Origin of the sequence: Roseovarius nanhaiticus (assembly GCF_900156535.1) — a bacterium.
Taxonomy (GTDB): domain Bacteria; phylum Pseudomonadota; class Alphaproteobacteria; order Rhodobacterales; family Rhodobacteraceae; genus Roseovarius; species Roseovarius nanhaiticus.
In genome coordinates, this window is the sequence record NZ_FTNV01000001.1 from 834,928 (window position 1) to 852,416 (window position 17,489).

Genomic DNA, 17,489 nt, shown 5'->3' on the forward strand with positions numbered 1-17,489 from the left:
TCAGCCCGCGGGGCAGCCCTTGATGTCCGCCCCGCGGCCCGCGCCCAATATTGTCAGGCGCAGACCCGAGCGGTCGAGCGCGAAGGCGCGCCCCTCGACATGGGCCATGCGCGTCTCGGCGATCAGGGTGTTGCCCCGGCGGCTGACGCGCGGCCGCGCGATCCAGATATTGGGATCCGACGCCTCAATCACCATCGTCTCGGGGCCGCGCGAGGGCGGCAGAACCACCTCGGCGCGCAGCGCGAAACCGCCCTTGGATGCGGGCCGGATGCTGCACGAGACGCGCCGGACCCCGGCGGCCTTGGCATCCATCGGGCGATTGGCCAGCGCCGCGATGATGCGCCCGTCGCGGGGCTGTGCCGCCGCAGGCAATGCGCCCGCGACATCCAGTGTCATCGGGATGCACACGTCACGGCAAACCCCAAGGTCGATAGTCCCGTCCAGCGTGATATCTCCGTCCGTGCGGGGCAGCACATGCAGCGGCAGGATGACCGTGCCGTGGTAGCCGATGGCCATCATGCCGCCCTGATCGATCCGCTCGGGCGTGGGCCATTCCACCTCGACGCCCGCCATGTTGCGCGAGCCGCGCCAGTCGAAGCGGGGCGGGATGCCGATATCGCCGGGTGCGCGCCAATAGGTCTTCCATCCGGGCGCCAGGCGCAGCTCCAGCGCGGCCATATGTGTGCCGTCCTCCATCCGCCAGCCGGGCAGGATGCGCGCCGATTCGACAGCGTTCAGATCCTGCGCGGGCGCCGAGACGGGCAAAAGGCAAAGCGCGGCGGCGATGAGGCGTGAGGCAATGTGTTTCATCTCTCCCCTTTGCGCCAGATCGCGCACAAAGCCAATTCACAATCGGGTCAGAGTCGGGTGCCACCGGGCGGTCGCCACCCCTTGTAAAGGACGGTGCAAGCCGCCATTCTCGGGGTTATGAGCTCTGCCAATGATCCTCCCGAGTCCGCGCCGTCTGGCACATCTGCGTCCGACACCGCGTCTCTGGCCGGGATGGATATCACCGGGCGCATGCTGATCGCGATGCCGGGCATGGCCGATCCGCGGTTTGAACAATCCTTGATCTTTGTCTGCGCGCATTCGGACGAGGGCGCCATGGGCCTTGTCGTCAACAAGATGGCGGATGATCTGAAGCTGGCCGATCTGCTTGAACAACTTGAAATCGAGGCATCCCCCGGTGCACGCCGCATGCCGATCCATTTCGGCGGTCCGGTCGAATCGGCGCGCGGGTTCGTGCTCCATGATGCGGGCTACGCGTCGTCGATCTCCAGCCTTGATGTGGACGGCACGTTCGCGATGACTGCAACGGTCGATATTCTTGAGGATATGGCGGCCGGCGCGGGGCCCGATGCTGCGCTGATCGCGCTTGGCTATGCAGGATGGGGGCCCGGTCAGTTGGAGGACGAGATCGCCGATAATGGCTGGCTGATCTGCGATGCCAGCGCCAAGCTGGTTTTCGGCACGCGGCCCGAGGACAAGTGGACGGCTGCGCTGGCCACGCTGGGCATCAGCCCGCTTGCGCTGTCCGCGGCAGCGGGCACGGCCTGAGCCGCGCGTGTTGCAGCTTGCGGGTTGTAGGGGCGGCATGGCAAGAGGAAGGGCGCCGATAAAGGGCGTTTGCAAATACCCTTACTGAAGGCCCCGCGCATGACCCCCGATGACATCAAGACGTGGCTGGATGCCCGCCCCGAAATCGAATCAATCTTTGCCTGCGTGTGCGACCTGAACGGTGCCATGCGGGGCAAGCGTGTGCCGGTCGATCACGTCGCCAAGGTTGTCGATGGCGGGCTGCGCATGCCCCTGTCGATCGTCGGAATGGATATCTGGGGCGAGGATATCGAGCGCAGTGAGCTGGTTTTCGAGACCGGTGATGCCGATGGCCTTTGCGAATTCATCGGACGTCCCTTGATCCCCATCACCTGGACCAGCCGGCCCACCGCCCTTGCGATGCTTATGATGCGGCAGGAGGACGGCACGCCGTTCATGGGTGATCCGCGCCAGGCGCTGGCGCGCGTGGCCGAACGGTTCAAGGTTCACGGCCTGACGCCCGTTGTGGCGACCGAGTTGGAATTCTACATCTGCGATCCCAGCGAGGACCGCCCGCAGGCGCCCCGCTCGCCCGTGACAGGCAAGCGGCTCGACTCGGACGGGGCCATGTCGCTGGACGAGTTGCAGCATTTCGATGAATTCCTGAACGACGTCTACGACGTTTGCCAATTACAGGGCATCCCCGCCGATGCCGCGATCTCCGAGAACGGCGCAGGCCAGTTCGAGATCAACATGATGCATGTGGCCGACCCGTTGCGCGCCGCCGACGATGCCGTGCTCTTCAAACGGCTGGTGCGGGGCGTCGCGCGCAAGCACGGTTTTGCGGCGACATTCATGGCCAAGCCCTACGGCAACCGCTCGGGCAGCGGGTTTCACGTGCATTTCTCGCTGGTCGATGAAAACGGCGTCAATGTCTTCGACAATGGGGGCGAGGCGGGCACCGACCTGATGCGCTTTGCCGTCGGCGGGCTGATGGAGACGATGCAGGAGAATACCCTCACCTTCGCGCCGCACGAAAACTCATACCGCCGGATCATGCCCGGCTCGCATGCGCCCACCTCGGTCGCCTGGGGATACGAAAATCGCACGGCGGCGATCCGCATTCCCGGCGGCAGCCCAAAGGCCCGCCGGATCGAGCACCGCGTCGCAGGCGCGGATGCCAACCCCTACCTGGTGCTGGCCAGCATTCTGGGCGGTGCCCTATTAGGGATTGAGCAGAAGCTGGAGCCGGCCGCACCGATCACCGGCGACGCTTATTCGATGAAGCTGGAAACGCTGCCGCTGGACTGGGCGACGGCGATCGATGCGTTCCGCAAGGGGCGGCACGTGCCAGAGATCTTCTCCAAACGGCTGCAGACGATGATGGTCGAATGCAAGAGCCAGGAGCTTCGGACCTTTGCGCGGGCGGTGACGGATCTGGAGTATCACAGCTATCTCGAGATCGTCTGATCGCGCTCCTTGCCGGTGGCGGGATGCCTGCGGCGCGAGTATTTTTGGAACAATGAAAGAGGTGGGCCTGCTGGACGGGCGCGCCTCTGCGGGATAGAGCGGGCGGATGCAAACGCCCTATGATCCGCCTATGACGCCGCTGGAGGTTGTCCACGAGGACAGCGATATTTTGGCGGTGGTCAAGCCTGACGGCCTTTTGTCCGTGCCGGGCAAGGGCGAGCATCTGGCCGATTGCCTGCTGAGCCGCGTTCAGGCGGCCTTTCCCACCGCGCTTTTGGTGCACCGGCTGGACCGGGACACGTCGGGCGTCATGGTCTTTGGCCTGACGCCGCATGCGCAGCGATTTCTGAGCGCGCAGTTTCAGGACCGGCGCGCGCGCAAGACCTATGTGGCGCGCGTGGCGGGCCGGGTGGCGGGCAAGACGGGCGAGGTGGATCTGCCTTTGATCGTGGATTGGCCGAACCGGCCGCGCCAGATGGTGTGTCATGAAACGGGTAAGCCGTCGCTGACCGCGTACCGCGTGCTGAAGGCCAGCGATGCAGAAAGCCGTCTGCGCCTTTGGCCCAAGACCGGGCGCACGCATCAGCTGCGCGTCCATATGCTGGCAATCGGACATCCCATTCTGGGCGATCCGTTCTACGCGCCGGAAACCGGGCAGGACCGGATGATGCTGCATGCTGAGGAATTGCGGATCAATCACCCTGAGAGCGGGCGCGGCATGGCGTTTCGCGCCAAGGCGCCGTTCTAGGGCTTTAGCACGCGGTCTGTAAGGTTGAGCCGGTTGGCGATGATGGGGGCGAGCGCTTTGGCCAGTTCCGGCGCGCGCTCTTGTAGCTGGGCCAGCTCATCAAGGCGGTTCGCGGCGATGAGGGCCAGCGCATCTTCGCGGACGCTGCCATCTGCATGGCGGGGCAGGGTGGCGACGGGCTGGATCGCCTCGGGCCTCGGCTCGGGCGCGAGGGTGGTCAGGGCATCGGCGCTGAGGGTGGTTTCCACAAAGGCATAAAGTCCGACGCCTTTTGCAGGCAGCGCGTAGGTGGCGAGGGCCACGCCCGCTACCTCGGGATGCGCCATCAGCGCCGCCGTCAATGCAGGTCCGTCGCGCTGGATGCGGTCCTCGGTGCCCTCGCCATCCGACCAGTTCATCAGGCGGCGCGTGATGAAGTTATAGGCGCGCTTGCCAGTCGCCATCCAGATGCGCGAAGGCAGCGCCTTTTGCGCCAGCATGCGGTGCTCGGACGGGGTCAGCAGATCGGGCGCATAGGCGCGCTTTTGCTTCAGCAGGTGGCGCAGATCCTCGCGCGCCATGACGCGAAAGAGGCGCCCGCGCCGGCGGTGAACCGAGGCGAGTTGAAAGTCGATGACGGCGGCGCGGCCATCGGGTGTCATCAGCCAGTTCTGAGGCTTGGCGATGTCGTTATGCGTGACGCCCTTACTACGCATCTGCCGCAAAAGGCGCTTAGCGTCGCGGTACCATGCGGCATCCGAAGGCTGGGCCAGTTGCAGCGGCGTGCCGCGCGTCCAGCTGCGCAGAAGGCCGGTTTTGTCCACGCGTACGAGAGCCGGACAACCTTCGATCCCTTGCACCGCACGCAGGCCGCGGATTTCCTTGCGCGCCAGCGCCCAGGCAATGGGGCGGGCGTACCACGGCACGGTATCGAGCTTGCGCAGGACCACGGGGTAGTCCGGAATACCTTCCAGATCGCCCGAGATCGTCTCGGAGAAGATGTCGCGCTTATGCACCGTCTTCGGGACGAAGGCGGCGCGGGCGATGGCATCGGCGGAAGGCGGAGGCAGGGTCATGGCGCCCTTCTAATGTGTTTCGGCAGAGGCGCCCAGCCCCTTCAGAAACGCAAAAGGGCCGGATCGCTCCGGCCCTTCGCAACTGATGGTGGCGGATCAGGCCGCCTTGGGATCGTAGCCCGAGACCGACTTCACCTCGATGAAATCCTCGATGCCCCAAGGGCCGCCTTCGCGCCCGTTGCCGGACTGCTTCATACCGCCAAAGGGCGCGCCCTCGCCACGGCTCCTGCCGTTGACCTCGACCATGCCGGCGCGCAGGGCGCGGGCGACGCGGGCGGCGCGGCCCTTGTCCTGCGTTTGCAAGTAGTCGGTCAGGCCGTAGGGCGTGTCATTGGCGATGGCGATGCCTTCTTCCTCGGTGTCAAAGGGGATGATCGACAGGACCGGGCCAAAGATCTCTTCGCGGGCGACGACCATGTTGTTGTTCACATCCGCAAAGACCGTCGGCTTGACGTAAAAGCCGCGGTTGAGGCCATCGGGCCGGCCCACGCCGCCCGCGACCAAGCGCGCGCCCTCGTCGATGCCCTGCTGAATCAGGTCCTGGATCTTGTCGAATTGGACCTTGTTGACGACCGGGCCGATGTGATCGCCCTCCTGATCGGCGGGGCCGACCTTGATCGAATTGGCAATCTCGGCGGCCTTCTCAACAGCAGCGTCATAGACCTCGCGCTGCACGATCATGCGGGTCGGCGCGTTGCACGACTGGCCCGAGTTGTTCATGCAGTGGCGCACGCCGCGCTCGACGGCCGCATCGTCGGCGTCCGCAAAGACCAGATTGGCGCCCTTGCCGCCCAACTCCAGCGACACGCGCTTGAGCGTCTCGGCGGCGCCCTTTGAGATCAGCTTGCCCGCGCGGGACGAGCCGGTGAAGCTGATCATGTCGACATCGGGATGCTCGGTCAGCTGGGTGCCGACGCCCGTGCCATCACCGTTGACGAGGTTGAAGACGCCCGGCGGGAAGCCCGCCTCGTGCATCATTTCGGCGAAAACCATCGACGACAGAGGCGATTCCTCGCTGGGCTTTAGCACCATTGTGCAGCCCGCGACGGCGGCAGCGATCACCTTGAGCGTGACCTGGTTCATCGGCCAGTTCCACGGCGTGATCAGCGCGGCGACGCCGATCGGCTCGTTGCGGATGTAGCTGCCGGGGGTGTTCGGATCGTGCTGATGCTCGAATTCATATTCCTTGGCGGCCTTCAGGAACGCGGCGATATGGCCCGAACCGGCGGCGGCCTGCTGCTGGCGTGCCAGCTCGATGGGCGCGCCCATCTCGAGGCTGATGGCCTGTGCCATATCCTCGGCGCGGGCATCGTAGACCTTTTGCAGTTTTTCGACCAGCGCGATGCGCTCGGCGGGCGAGGTATTCATCCATGCCGGGAACGCGGATTTCGCGGCAGCGACCGCGGCATCGGTGTCAGCTTGATTGCCCAAGGTGACGACGGCGCACGGCTCCTCATTCGAGGGATTGATGACCTGGCATTCGGTGCTGCTGGCCGGATCGACCCAGTTTCCGTTGATGTAGAATTGACGTTTCTCGATCATGACGTGTCTCCCTTGGCTGTTGCGTGTGGCGGCATTTCTGCGCCCTCTGCCCATGACATAGCCCTGCGCCGTTGCACCTGCAAGGCGGGCCGGGCGGGGCCAAAGTAGTGGGTCTGCGACAGGGGGGGTGCAAACGCGTGGCGGGCAGATTATTTAAGCGTTGGAATAGAATTCACCATTTGGAAAGGACACATTGCCATGGCATTGCGCATCAACGACACCGTCCCCGATTTCACCGCCGAGACGGACCACGGCACCATCAAGTTTCACGATTTCATCGGTGACAGCTGGGCTATCCTGTTCTCGCACCCCAAGGATTTCACACCCGTCTGCACCACCGAATTCGGCGCCGTCGCGCGCCTGTCCGATGAGTGGGAAAAGCGCGGCACCAAGGTGATTGGCGTCTCGGTCGACAGCGCCGAAGAGCACAAGAAATGGAAGGGCGACATTGAGAAAGTCGCCGGGACAACCGCAGGCTTTCCCATCATCGCCGATGAGGGGCTGGAAGTGTCCAAAGCCTTCGACATGCTGCCTGCCGAGGCGTATATGCCCGACGGCCGCACCCCGAACGACAGCGCGACGGTGCGCGCGGTCTTCATCATCGGGCCCGACAAGAAGCTGAAACTGTCGATGACATATCCGATGAACGTGGGCCGCAACTTTGCCGAGGTTCTGCGCGCGCTGGATGGTTTGCAAACAGCCGCCAAGGCTGGCGTCGCCACCCCTGCCGATTGGCAGGTGGGGCAGGACGTTGTCATTCCGACAGCGCTGAACGACGCCGATGCCAAGGAAAAGTTCGGAGATTTCGAGACCGTTTTGCCCTATCTGCGCATGACCAAGCTCAAGGGCTGAGGGTCGCTTGCAAGATACCAGCGGGAAGGAGGCCCCGGCAGACATGCCGGGGCCTTTTTGCGTGGTTGGACCGGGCGATTGCGCGGGGCTGACGGAGGGGCAGATTTGCGCGATCCTCCGCCGATTGGGCGTGGCCGCGGGCGATTTCCTGCGCAGCAAGGCAAGCTGCGCTTGCCTCGGGCGCCTGCTTTGCGGCTTAACCACGCGAGAGATTCCCTTGGAGATGCCCCGGATCATGCTCTTGCGCGCTGCAATCGTTCTCTCGCTAGGCTTTTTGGCCGCCTGCGCAGGGACCCCGCCCAAGGAGACGCCCACTGTTTCCACCAGCTCGTCCACGGCGCTCTATCCCGGTGAAACGCCGGAGATCCGGCAATTGGTCAACAAATACGCAGATCATTACCAGGTGCCCCGCAAGCTGGTGCACAAGGTCATCCAACGCGAGAGCGATTATCGCCCCCACGCGCGCAACGGCCCCTATTACGGAATGATGCAGATTCTGCCTGCCACAGCCCGCGGCATGGGATTTGCGGGCCGGGATACGGACCTGCTCGATGCCGAGACCAATCTTCATTTCGCGGTCAAATATCTGCGTGGGGCGTGGATGGTGTCGGACGGTGATATCGACGAGGCGGTAATGTGGTACGCGCGCGGGTATTACTACGAGGCGCGCAATCGTTGCCTTCTGGTCGAGACCGAGCTGAAAACACGCGAGATCGCCAAGCATTGCAGCTAAGCCACACGGGGCGTTCGTCGCTCTGATCTGATTTGATGGATATTGGTCCGGCGGGTTTTGAGATAAATTCTCGGCACTTGGGTTTTGCGCTGTGCTGCGCAAACGGCTAGTGTCTTCTTGTCGGGCCAGGATGGCCGGAACCTAATTCCAGAATACACGTGTGGTGCTTGGGAGCACGTGGGGTGGCGGAGGGTTTCGGCAAATGGGCCGGAACCCTCCGTTTTTTTATATATCGCATCGACTACATGCCATTACGAGCGGCGCGCCGGTTTTTGCGCCCTCTCGTCTGGCCATCACGGCGCATGAAAAAGGCCCCGCGCGGCGGGGCCTTTGGTAGTCTGAGGTTGCGAGGTTCAGCTGCCGATTTCGGCGGTGCACTTGCGCACTTCGTAAAGTGCTGTCGATGCGCCGGACATATCGACGATGTAGGAATTCGGCGTCTCGGGGAACACGACCAGCTCTTCGCCGGTCTCGATATCGGTCACGAATTCGGCGTTGTTCACCAGAACATAGCCGCCCTCGTACCCGTCTTCCAGGCTTGCGCCCACGCCGGTCGCCATGCCGCCATAGAGATTGCCATTCGCGATGAAGGCGACTTCCTGCTCGCTTGGGATGGCGGCGCTGTTCTGACCGAAGAGGCCGAGATAGCCAGCGGTTTCATCGTCGGTGAAACCGAATTGCACGATCGCGCCCGACTCGGACCGGTAGGAGGCAAAGCACGACCCTTTGGTATCGTTCTTACGCACGACCCAGCCGGCGGCGTCACGGTACTTCGAAATCTCGTCGCCTTTGGTCGGGAGGACGTTTTGAACGTCTGCAGCGAGGGGGGCGGTGAGGGCGAGGGTGATTGCACCAAATGCGGTGAGTAGCTTGGTCATTTTACATCTCCAGAATTTTCTCGATGCCTTGCAGCACCGTCAGGCCAGCGTGCGAGCAAAGCTGCGCGCTGTCTTCGGGTAAACGCCGAATGTCATGGAGGGTTCCGCAGCCCGGCGCAGATTATGACGAAGGGTCAACGCCCGCCATGTCGCAGATGATGCGCCACGCCTCGGCGCTGACCGGCTGGACCGACAGGCGCGGCTGGCGCACCAGCGGCATATCGGCCAGGCGCGGGTCTGCCTTGATCGCATCCAGCGTGACGGGCGCCTCCACCGGCATCACCGCGCGGATATCGACGCAGTCCCAGCGCGGATCATCGGTGGTTGTGTCGGGATGCGCTTCGGCGCAAATCTCGACGATGCCGACAATCGCACGCTCGGCCTGACTGTGATAGAAAAAGCCACGATCGCCCAACGCCATCTGCCGCATGACATTGCGCGCCTGGTAGTTGCGCACGCCGTCCCACTGCTCGCCCGCGTCGCCGCGTGCCACCTGCTCCTGCCAGCTCCAGGCCGAGGGTTCGGATTTGAAGAGCCAGTATTGCATCGGGCCTAGATAACCTTCTTCCACGGGATCAACTCGACACTTTCGAAAAGGTCCGCGTGGGCGTAGGGATCGGCGCCGGCCCAGGCACGGGCGGCGTCCATATCCTCGACATCCAGCACCACCAGCGATCCGCACATCTCGCCTGCCTCGTTCAAGAGCGGTCCGGCCTGCGATACTGCATCCGACGCCTTCAGATAAGCGACATGCGCGTCGCGCGTGTCGAGGCGGATTTGCAATGCGCCGGGTTTGTCGCGGGCGATCAGGGCGATCAGCATTGGGGGCTCCTTCTTGGGCTGTTCGCATGCACGTTAGCGCGGCAAACGGGGCGGCGCAATTTACGCCTTGGCGCCTTTCTTGCCCGAGCCCAGCATCGAGGGCGCGGCGGCGTCCAGCGGCCATCGGGGCCGCGCCGAAAGGGTCATGTCATCACGCTGGCCCGCGCGGTAAAGTTCGGCCCCCGCATAGGCGATCATCGCGGCATTGTCGGTACAAAGCGCGAGGGGCGGCGCGACAAAGCGGACGCCCGCCGCCTCGGCCACGCCCATCAGCGCGCCGCGAATGGCCTCGTTTGCCGCGACGCCGCCCGCCACGGCGATCACGCCCAGATCGGGGCAGGCGGCCAGCGCGCGGCGCGTCTTTTCGGCCAGCACATCCTGCATCGCGGCCTGGAACCCGGCGCAGAGGTCGCGCCGGTCCTGCCGCGTCAGCCCGCCCTTGTCCGCCACGATGGCGTCGCGGGCGCGCAGGATGGCTGTCTTGAGCCCGGAAAAGGACATATCGCATCCGGGCCGGTCCAGCATCGGGCGCGGAAAGGCGTGGCGCGCGGGATCCCCCAGCGCTGCCTCTGCCTCGACCGACGGGCCGCCGGGCTGCGGCAAGCCCAGAAGGCGCGCGGTCTTGTCGAACGCTTCGCCGGGGGCGTCATCTATCGTGCCGCCCAGCCGGGTGAAGTCCTGGGGGCCGCCGACCCGAAGGAACTGGCAATGCCCGCCCGAGACCAGCAGCATGAGGTAGGGATAGGCAACGCCATCGGTCAAACGCGGCGTCAGCGCATGGCCCGCCAGATGATTGACCCCGATCAGCGGCAGACCCGCGCCGGTGGCCAGACCCTTGGCGCACATCACGCCCGACATGACTCCGCCGATCAGGCCGGGCCCGGCGGTCACCGCGATGGCGTCCATGCCCTGCAGCCCAAGGACCGCATCCCGCAGCACTTCGGCCACGCAGATGTCCAGCTTCTCGGCATGGGCGCGCGCCGCGATCTCGGGGACGACACCGCCGAAGTCGGCGTGGAGTTGCCCCTGTCCCTGCACCGTCTGGGCGAGGATCTGTGGCGCGCCGTCGTCCGGCACGCGCAGGATTGCCGCCGCCGTATCGTCGCAGCTGCTCTCGATGCCGAGGATGGTGAGGGTATTGCTCATACGTTCCGCCCGTTGCACGCTTGCCTGTGCCCGCGTATCACTTGGCCATCTGCGTCACAACTGCGGAGCCCCGCCTTGCCCCCTACCGTTCTGATCACGCGCCCCGAGCCTTACGGGGCCGAATTTGCCGCGGCGCTGCAGGATCTGCCGGGCGAGGCTCTGCCGGTGATCCTGTCGCCCGCTCTGGTGATCGAGGGGCGCGGCGCCTTGCCCGACCTGGCGCCCTACCGCTGGCTGATCTTTACGTCGCGCAACGGCGTGCGCCGCTACGCCGAGCTGAGCGCGCGGCGTGATATTCCGGCCTACGCGGTTGGCGATGCCACCGCCGAAGAGGCGCGGCGCATTGGTTTGCGGGCGGTTTCGGCGCAAGGCGACGCACGCGATTTGATCGCGCGGATCAAGGCGGATGGCAAGCCGGGGCCGATGCTGCACCTGCGCGGGGAACATGCGGCGGCGGATCTGGCACGCGCGCTGTTGGCCGTTGGCATCACTGCCGATCAGGCGATCATCTACGCGCAGACGCCCGCCCCGCTCAGCGACGCCGCGCGCGCGGCGCTTGCCTCGGACGCCCCGGTCATTGCGCCGCTCTTCTCGCCGCGCAGTGCGGCCGCACTATTTGATGGCGCTACGCCTGCGGCGCCTGTCGTGGCCCTGGCGATCAGTGCCGCTGCGGCGGCGCGTGTGCCCGACGGCGCGGTGCGCGAGATGCTGGTCGCGGAGCGGCCCGATGCGGGCGCCATGCTGCGCGCATGGCCCGAGGCGGTATCGGCGGCCTATCGCCTTGAGGGAACAAAGCGCGCGCAGTAAGGTTGACAGGCTGAACAATTCGGCCGGATTCGAAAGGGGCAGACGACGTGGCAGACAAAAAAGGGTCCGGGGACGGCCCAAGCGCCGGAACGGGCAACGAGACATCGCCAAAAGGCAACGGTGCCAAGCCCTCTGATGCAACCGCAAAGCAGCCTGTCGCTGACAAGGGCGCTGCCAAGCCCAAGGCGGGCGCGGCTGGCAAATCAGATAAATCCGCCACGAAATCAGGCGCCGCCAAGGCGAGCAAGCCGCGCGCATCAGCAGCAAAGACCACCCCGGCGAAATCCGGTACCGTGACCTCGGCCGATCAATCTTCTACCTCGGAGAGAGGTACTTCGCCGACGCCCGCTGGCGCCGCGTCCAAGGACGAGATTTCTGCAACGGACACCGGGAAAGCCAAGGAGGCGGGCAAAGCCGTGGAAACCGGCAAAGCGGTGGATGCGCCCAAGGACGCTGACTCCAACGCGCCCTCAGCGTCCAAGTCAGAAACGTCCACGGCAGGCGCAACAACCAGCGCGACGTCGGTTCCCAAGACCGCCACCAAATCCGAGACCGGAAGCAGCCCCGCATCCGCCCCAGCCAAGCCGCAGAGCGCGTCCGGCCAATCCGCCGCCCGAAGCTCTGAGACCCCGCGCCAGACAGCATTGCAAGCGCCAAAGCGTGGCGGATTTTTCCCGCTCTTTTTGGGCGGGATCTGCGCTGGCGCCATCGGTTTTGGTGCGGCTTATTACATTTTGCCCGAAATGGGCATCATGACCCGAACGGGCGATGCCGAGGTTGACGTTGCCGCGCGCCTCGACGAGCAATCCCAGAGGCTTGACGCGCTGGCTGGCCAGATCGCGGATCTGCCGGGCACGCCCGATGCGCCTGACCTGTCGGGCATCGAGGGCAGCCAACAGGCGCTGGACATGAAGATGAGCGAGCTGTCGCAGCAGGTCGCGCAGCTGTTCCAGCGGATCGACAAAATCGAGAGTGAGCCAAGTGGCGGCGGTGCGGGCGTATCCCCCGCTCAGCTTTCGGCGCTGCGCGATACATTGGCCCGTCAGGGCGAGCAACTGGACCAGTTGAACCGCGCCGCCGAAGAGCGTGACAACGAGGCCCGCACCGCCGCGCAGCAGGCGCTGCGCCGCGCGGCCCTGTCGCGTATTGCAACCGCGCTGGATACCGGATCGGAGTTCACAGCTGCGCTGGGCGATCTTGAGCGCGCGGGTATGTCCGCGCCCGACGCGTTGCAGGAGGTGGCCGATACGGGCGTTCCGACACGCGCCGGGCTGCAAGAAGGATACGCCCCCGCCGCCCGCGCCGCGCTGACGGCAGCCCGCCAGAGCGGCGTCGATGGCGAGGATCCTGACCTCTGGTCTTTCATGTCGGATCAGCTGGGCGCACGCTCGCTCGAGCGCAAGGAAGGCCCGACAACCGACGCCATCCTGTCGCGCGTCGAGGATGAGTTGCGCCAAGGCAACCTTGAGGCGGCTCTGACCGAATTCGAAAGCCTGCCAGAGCCTGCAAAGGCCGAGCTGGCCGACTGGGCCGCGCAAGTGCGCGCCCGGATGCAGGCGGTTTCCGCCCATGACGCGCTTGCCGCGAAACTGAACTGAAAGGGCCTGCCTCCATGTTGTGGTCAATCATCAAGATCGTCGTTTTCCTGGCCCTCGTCGTTCTGGTCACGTTCGGCGTGTCCCACCTGCTCGAGTTGGATGGTGGTGTGCGTATCGTCATGGCCGGGGTCGAGCTGAACCTGACGCCGCTCAAGGCCGTTATCGCGCTGTCGCTGCTGATTCTGGGCCTGTGGCTGTTGCTCAAGCTGGCGTCGCTGCTGATCGCGGTGCTGAAATTCATCAACGGCGATGAGACGGCATTGTCGCGTCACTTTGATCGCAACCGGCAGGAAAAGGGCTACCGCGCCCTGTCCGAAGGGATGATGGCGCTGGCCTCGGGCGAGGGGGACATTGCCATGGCCCGCGCCGCCAAGGCCGAGCGGTACTTGCGCAAGCCCGCGCTGACCAACCTCGTGACCGCTCAGGCGGCCGAGATGCAGGGCAACCGTGCCAAGGCCGAGGAGGTGTATAAGCGCCTCCTCAAGGATGATCGCACCCGGTTTGTGGGTGTGCGCGGCATCTTGCGGCAAAAGCTGGCGGATGGGGATACCGACACGGCACTGAAACTGGCGCAGACGGCGTTTGGCCTCAAGCCCGCGCATCCGGAAATTCAGGACACGCTCTTGCGCTTGCAGACCAGTCAGGAGGATTGGACCGGTGCGCGCCAGACGCTGGGCGCCAAGCTCAAGCATGGCAATATCCCGCGCGACGTCCACAAGCGGCGCGACGCGGTGTTGGCCCTGTCGGCAGCGCGCGACATCGCCGTCGAGGGCAAGACTGTCGAGGCGCGCGAGGCGGCGATCGAGGCGAACAAGCTGTCGCCCCACCTCATTCCCGCCGCTGTCATGGCCGCGCGCAGCTATATCGCCCAAGGCGCGCCGCGCTACGCCGCGCGCGTCATCCGCAAGGCATGGGATCAGCAGCCGCATCCCGATCTGGCCGCCGCCTTTGCCGCCATTGCGCCAGACGAGACGCCGCAGGCCCGCCTCAAGCGGTTCAAGAAGCTGACCGACGCGCGGCCAGATCACCGCGAATCGAAGCTGGTCGAGGCCGAGTTGAACCTTGCCGCCGAGGATTTCCCCGGCGCGCGCCGCGCGCTCGGTGATCTGGTCGAAAAAGACCCTGACGCGCGCGTTCTGACAATCATGGCCGCAATCGAGAAGGGTGAGGGCGCCGCCGACCGTGTGGTCAAGGGCTGGCTTGCCCGCGCCATGGCCGCGCCGCGCGGTCCGCAATGGATCTGCGGCAAATGCCAGCATATCCACGGCGAATGGGCGCCCGCCTGCGATCATTGCGAAGCGTTCGACACGCTGGAGTGGAAAACGCCGCCACAAAACGACGTGACCTCGCCCACGGGTATCGAAATGCTGCCCCTCATCATGGGCGATCTGGACGAGACGAGCGCCACCGATGTGGCAAATGTCGTCGACGCCGAAATCGTGCAGGACGCGCCCGAAACGAGTGCGGAGAGCGAAACGGCAGAGGCCAAAAAATAGGCTTGGCCCAACTAGGCGGCGGTGCTATAGCGCCGTCACCCAAAGCGCCTTGCGGGCGGATACTTTCCCGCGCAAGGCCACGCCAAGGGCCGCTGTAGCTCAGCTGGTAGAGCACGTCATTCGTAATGATGGGGTCGTAGGTTCGAGTCCTATCAGCGGCACCAATTCCTGAAGAATTTTGCGCGGCGCCCGGCCGCAAACTAGGCCGTCCGTCGCGGTGGCGCGGATGGGCATGCCCAGTGGTCTTCATCCCTCACCAAACGCCGAATCCCGCCTGCCGCGTCCTGATGGCGGCAGCTGTGCGAAATTTGGAACCTTGGCTCGCCGCTCTGCGTTGAACCCGGATAACGTTGTAAAATCAAGCCTCAAGCACTGTAGCGGCTATCTGGTTGACGCCCATACGGCGGTTGCACATGCTAAGCGCCGTCAAGATAGAACAACCATTCGGCTTAGACGAAGAGGGAGACGAACATGACATTCAAATTCAAGAAATTGGCACTGGCCAGCGCAATCGGTCTTGGTATGGCCTCGGGCGCGATGGCTCAGGATACGGTTCGCGTCGCGACCGACCCCAGCTTTGTGCCCTTCGAGATGATGGATCAGGAAACCGGTGAGATGACCGGCTTTGACATGGACATCATCCGCGAGATCGGGAAGCGGGCGGGCTTTACCCCGGACATCAACACGATGGATTTCAACGGTATCATTCCCGCGCTTCAAACGGGCAACGTGGATATCGCGATCGCCGGCATCACCATCACCGATGAGCGCAAGGAAATCGTCGACTTTTCGGATCCCTATTACGACAGCGGCCTTCAGGTTCTGGTCGGCAGCGACCAGGAAGGTGTCGCTGAGATCGACGATCTGGAAGGCATGAAGATCGGCACCAAGATCGGCTCGACCAGCTATGACTTCCTGACCGAGAAATTCGGTGATAGCGCCGATATCACGCCCTATCCGGGCTCGGCCGACATGTATATGGCACTGGTCGGCGGGAGTGTTGACGCCGTGTTCTATGACGCCCCCAATGTCGGCTACTTCTCGCAGACGCGCGGCGAAGGCCGGGTCAAGGTCGTCGGTCCGCTCTATGAAGGCCAGCAATATGGCATCGCTTTCCCCCAGGGCAGCGAACGTGTCGAGGCCGTGAACGAGGCGCTGGCCGCCATGCGCGAAGATGGCACCTATGACGAGATCCACGCAAAATGGTTTGGCAAGAGCGAGCAGTAAACCGCACTTGCGACATCATGAGAACCTGATGCTTTAGCCGCGGTCTATGCGGCCCTGCCTCCCCGAAGACCCGTTTTCGGGGAGGTTTTGGCGTCAAAGGATAATCCCCTAGCCGGAGCCTGATCCTGTGGATGTGACATTTGAATTCGACTGGGGGGCGGCCTTTGCCTCTATCCCCTACCTGCTGCAAGGCGTGCCCTATACGTTGCTGATTTCCTTCGGGGGACTGGCGATCGGGTTTGTCATTGGCATCATTTTCGGGCTTCTGCGCATCAGCCCCACCGTTTGGCTGCGCGCCCCGGCCATCGCCTATATTGAGATTTTCCGCGGCACGCCCGTTCTGGTGCAGGTGCTGTTCATCTTCTACGGTCTTCCGCAGCTTTTGGGCGGGCCGATTGAGGCGCTGACGGCGGGTATCGCCGCCATCGCGGTCAACTCGGGCGCCTATATCTCCGAGGTGGTGCGCGGCGGCGTGCAATCCATCGAGCGTGGTCAGCGAGAGGCAGGCGTGTCGCTGGGCCTTTCGCGGTTTCAGACCTTCCGCTACATCATCTGGCCGCAGGGCTTTCGCCGGATGATCCCGGCGCTGGGCAACCAGGCCATTATCAGCATCAAGGACACGTCCCTCTTTGCCGTGATCGGCGTGGGCGAATTGGTGCGCCAGGGACAGATTTATATCGCGACCACGTTCAACGCGCTTGAGGTCTATCTGATGGTTGCCCTTCTTTATCTGGCGATCACGCTTACGCTGTCGCTGTGCCTGCGGATGCTTGAAAGAAAGGGGCTCGTCGGACAATGAGCAACGACAACACAAAAAGTCAGTCGACCGACCCCATCGTCAAGATGGACAAGTTGAACAAGCATTTCGGCACGCTCCATGTGTTGAAGGATGTCGATCTGGATGTCACGCCCGGCGAGGTCGTCGTGATCATCGGCGCCAGCGGCTCGGGCAAGTCGACCCTCATCCGCTGCATCAACGGGTTGGAAGAGTTCCAATCCGGCAGCCTCGAGGTCGATGGCAAGGAATTGCTGCCGCACGGCAAGGCAACCAAGGCGCTGCAGACCATCCGTACCGAGGTTGGGATGGTGTTTCAGCAGTTCAACCTTTTTCCCCACATGACCGTGCTGGATAACGTGACGCTCGCGCCCATGAAGGTGCGCGGCGCCAGCAGGGATGAGGCCGAGAAAACGGCAGAGCGGCTGCTGGAGCGTGTCGGCATTGCGGACCAGGCGCGCAAGCATCCGACCCAGCTGTCGGGCGGGCAGCAGCAGCGCGTGGCACTGGCCCGCGCGCTGGCCATGGAGCCGCGCCTGATGCTCTTCGACGAGCCGACTTCGGCACTGGACCCCGAAATGATCGGCGAGGTTCTGGACGCAATGCGCGAGCTTGCTCGCGAGGGAATGACCATGGTCATCGTAACCCACGAGATGACCTTTGCCCGCGAGGTGGCGGACAGGGTTATCTACATTCATAGCGGTGAAATCGTCGAACAGGGCAGCCCCGATGACGTCTTTGATAATCCGCAGAATGAGCGGACGCAAAGCTTCCTTGCGCGGGTTCTGACGCACTAGGCGCCTA

General features: G+C 64.2%; 18 protein-coding genes and 1 tRNA gene. 12 read left to right on the top strand and 7 right to left on the bottom strand.

Annotated elements, in window-relative coordinates; genetic code table 11:
• Positions 1-810 (bottom strand): protein-disulfide reductase DsbD domain-containing protein, encoded by an 810-nt coding sequence (locus tag BW975_RS04020; protein ID WP_076531155.1) that lies wholly within the window; start codon positions 808-810, stop codon positions 1-3.
• A gap of 192 nt (positions 811-1,002) precedes the next feature.
• On the opposite strand from BW975_RS04020, the gene BW975_RS04025 reads away from it, so the two are divergent.
• The 3 genes from BW975_RS04025 (at position 1,003) to BW975_RS04035 (ending at position 3,754) form a co-directional block, all read left to right on the top strand.
• On the top strand, positions 1,003-1,557 hold the full coding sequence (locus tag BW975_RS04025) for a YqgE/AlgH family protein (RefSeq protein WP_076533363.1): 555 nt from the start codon (positions 1,003-1,005) through the stop codon (positions 1,555-1,557).
• A 99-nt stretch (positions 1,558-1,656) separates the two neighbouring features.
• Complete coding sequence (locus BW975_RS04030) at positions 1,657-3,006, top strand: glutamine synthetase family protein (protein ID WP_076531157.1); 1,350 nt, start codon at positions 1,657-1,659, stop codon at positions 3,004-3,006.
• 106 nt (positions 3,007-3,112) lie between these two features.
• Positions 3,113-3,754 (top strand): pseudouridine synthase, encoded by a 642-nt coding sequence (locus BW975_RS04035; protein ID WP_076531159.1) that lies wholly within the window; start codon positions 3,113-3,115, stop codon positions 3,752-3,754.
• Here the strand turns inward: BW975_RS04035 and BW975_RS04040 are convergent.
• Together BW975_RS04040 and BW975_RS04045 are read right to left on the bottom strand one after the other, a co-directional pair.
• Positions 3,751-4,809 carry a serine/threonine protein kinase gene (locus tag BW975_RS04040; RefSeq protein WP_076531161.1) on the bottom strand — a complete coding sequence of 353 codons (1,059 nt, stop codon included), beginning with the start codon at positions 4,807-4,809 and terminating at the stop codon, positions 3,751-3,753. The two genes, BW975_RS04035 and BW975_RS04040, sit on opposite strands and share 4 nt — an antisense overlap.
• A 96-nt stretch (positions 4,810-4,905) precedes the next feature.
• Positions 4,906-6,351, bottom strand: a complete 1,446-nt coding sequence (locus BW975_RS04045) for an aldehyde dehydrogenase family protein (protein WP_076531163.1) — start codon at positions 6,349-6,351, stop codon at positions 4,906-4,908.
• 198 nt (positions 6,352-6,549) lie between these two features.
• On the opposite strand from BW975_RS04045, the gene BW975_RS04050 reads away from it, so the two are divergent.
• Both BW975_RS04050 and BW975_RS04055 read left to right on the top strand, forming a co-directional pair.
• Entirely contained in the window at positions 6,550-7,203 is a 654-nt protein-coding gene (locus BW975_RS04050) for a peroxiredoxin (protein ID WP_076531165.1), read from the top strand.
• Positions 7,204-7,438: 235 nt separating this feature from the next.
• A complete protein-coding gene (locus tag BW975_RS04055) occupies positions 7,439-7,936 on the top strand; it encodes a lytic transglycosylase domain-containing protein (protein ID WP_418314325.1) in 498 nt (165 codons plus the stop codon).
• 353 nt (positions 7,937-8,289) lie between these two features.
• Here the strand turns inward: BW975_RS04055 and BW975_RS04060 are convergent, their stop codons facing one another.
• The 4 genes from BW975_RS04060 to tsaD all read right to left on the bottom strand — a co-directional run bounded on the left by BW975_RS04060 (position 8,290) and on the right by tsaD (position 10,782).
• A complete protein-coding gene (locus tag BW975_RS04060) occupies positions 8,290-8,814 on the bottom strand; it encodes a hypothetical protein (RefSeq protein WP_076531167.1) in 525 nt (174 codons plus the stop codon).
• A 121-nt stretch (positions 8,815-8,935) separates the two neighbouring features.
• Positions 8,936-9,361 (bottom strand): EVE domain-containing protein, encoded by a 426-nt coding sequence (locus BW975_RS04065; protein WP_076531169.1) that lies wholly within the window; start codon positions 9,359-9,361, stop codon positions 8,936-8,938.
• A 5-nt stretch (positions 9,362-9,366) separates the two neighbouring features.
• Positions 9,367-9,636, bottom strand: coding sequence for a YciI family protein (locus BW975_RS04070; RefSeq protein ID WP_076531171.1), 270 nt, complete (start codon positions 9,634-9,636; stop codon positions 9,367-9,369).
• A gap of 60 nt (positions 9,637-9,696) precedes the next feature.
• Positions 9,697-10,782 (bottom strand): tRNA (adenosine(37)-N6)-threonylcarbamoyltransferase complex transferase subunit TsaD, encoded by a 1,086-nt coding sequence (gene tsaD, locus BW975_RS04075; RefSeq protein ID WP_076531173.1) that lies wholly within the window; start codon positions 10,780-10,782, stop codon positions 9,697-9,699.
• A 75-nt stretch (positions 10,783-10,857) separates the two neighbouring features.
• Here tsaD and BW975_RS04080 point away from each other — a divergent pair, with 75 nt between their 5' ends.
• The 7 genes from BW975_RS04080 (at position 10,858) to BW975_RS04110 (ending at position 17,482) form a co-directional block, all read left to right on the top strand.
• Positions 10,858-11,589: a uroporphyrinogen-III synthase gene (locus tag BW975_RS04080; RefSeq protein ID WP_083686973.1), complete on the top strand. Its 732-nt coding sequence runs from the start codon at positions 10,858-10,860 to the stop codon at positions 11,587-11,589.
• A gap of 47 nt (positions 11,590-11,636) precedes the next feature.
• Positions 11,637-13,187 (top strand): hypothetical protein, encoded by a 1,551-nt coding sequence (locus tag BW975_RS04085; RefSeq protein ID WP_076531175.1) that lies wholly within the window; start codon positions 11,637-11,639, stop codon positions 13,185-13,187.
• A gap of 14 nt (positions 13,188-13,201) precedes the next feature.
• Positions 13,202-14,683, top strand: a complete 1,482-nt coding sequence (locus BW975_RS04090; RefSeq protein ID WP_076531177.1) for a heme biosynthesis protein HemY — start codon at positions 13,202-13,204, stop codon at positions 14,681-14,683.
• An 88-nt stretch (positions 14,684-14,771) separates the two neighbouring features.
• Positions 14,772-14,847, top strand: a tRNA-Thr gene (locus tag BW975_RS04095).
• A gap of 307 nt (positions 14,848-15,154) precedes the next feature.
• Complete coding sequence (locus tag BW975_RS04100) at positions 15,155-15,910, top strand: transporter substrate-binding domain-containing protein (RefSeq protein ID WP_076531179.1); 756 nt, start codon at positions 15,155-15,157, stop codon at positions 15,908-15,910.
• Positions 15,911-16,037: 127 nt separating this feature from the next.
• Positions 16,038-16,709, top strand: coding sequence for an amino acid ABC transporter permease (locus BW975_RS04105; RefSeq protein ID WP_076531181.1), 672 nt, complete (start codon positions 16,038-16,040; stop codon positions 16,707-16,709).
• Positions 16,706-17,482: an amino acid ABC transporter ATP-binding protein gene (locus BW975_RS04110; protein WP_076531183.1), complete on the top strand. Its 777-nt coding sequence runs from the start codon at positions 16,706-16,708 to the stop codon at positions 17,480-17,482. Before BW975_RS04105 ends, BW975_RS04110 begins: the two co-directional genes overlap by 4 nt.
• Positions 17,483-17,489 lie beyond the last annotated feature (7 nt).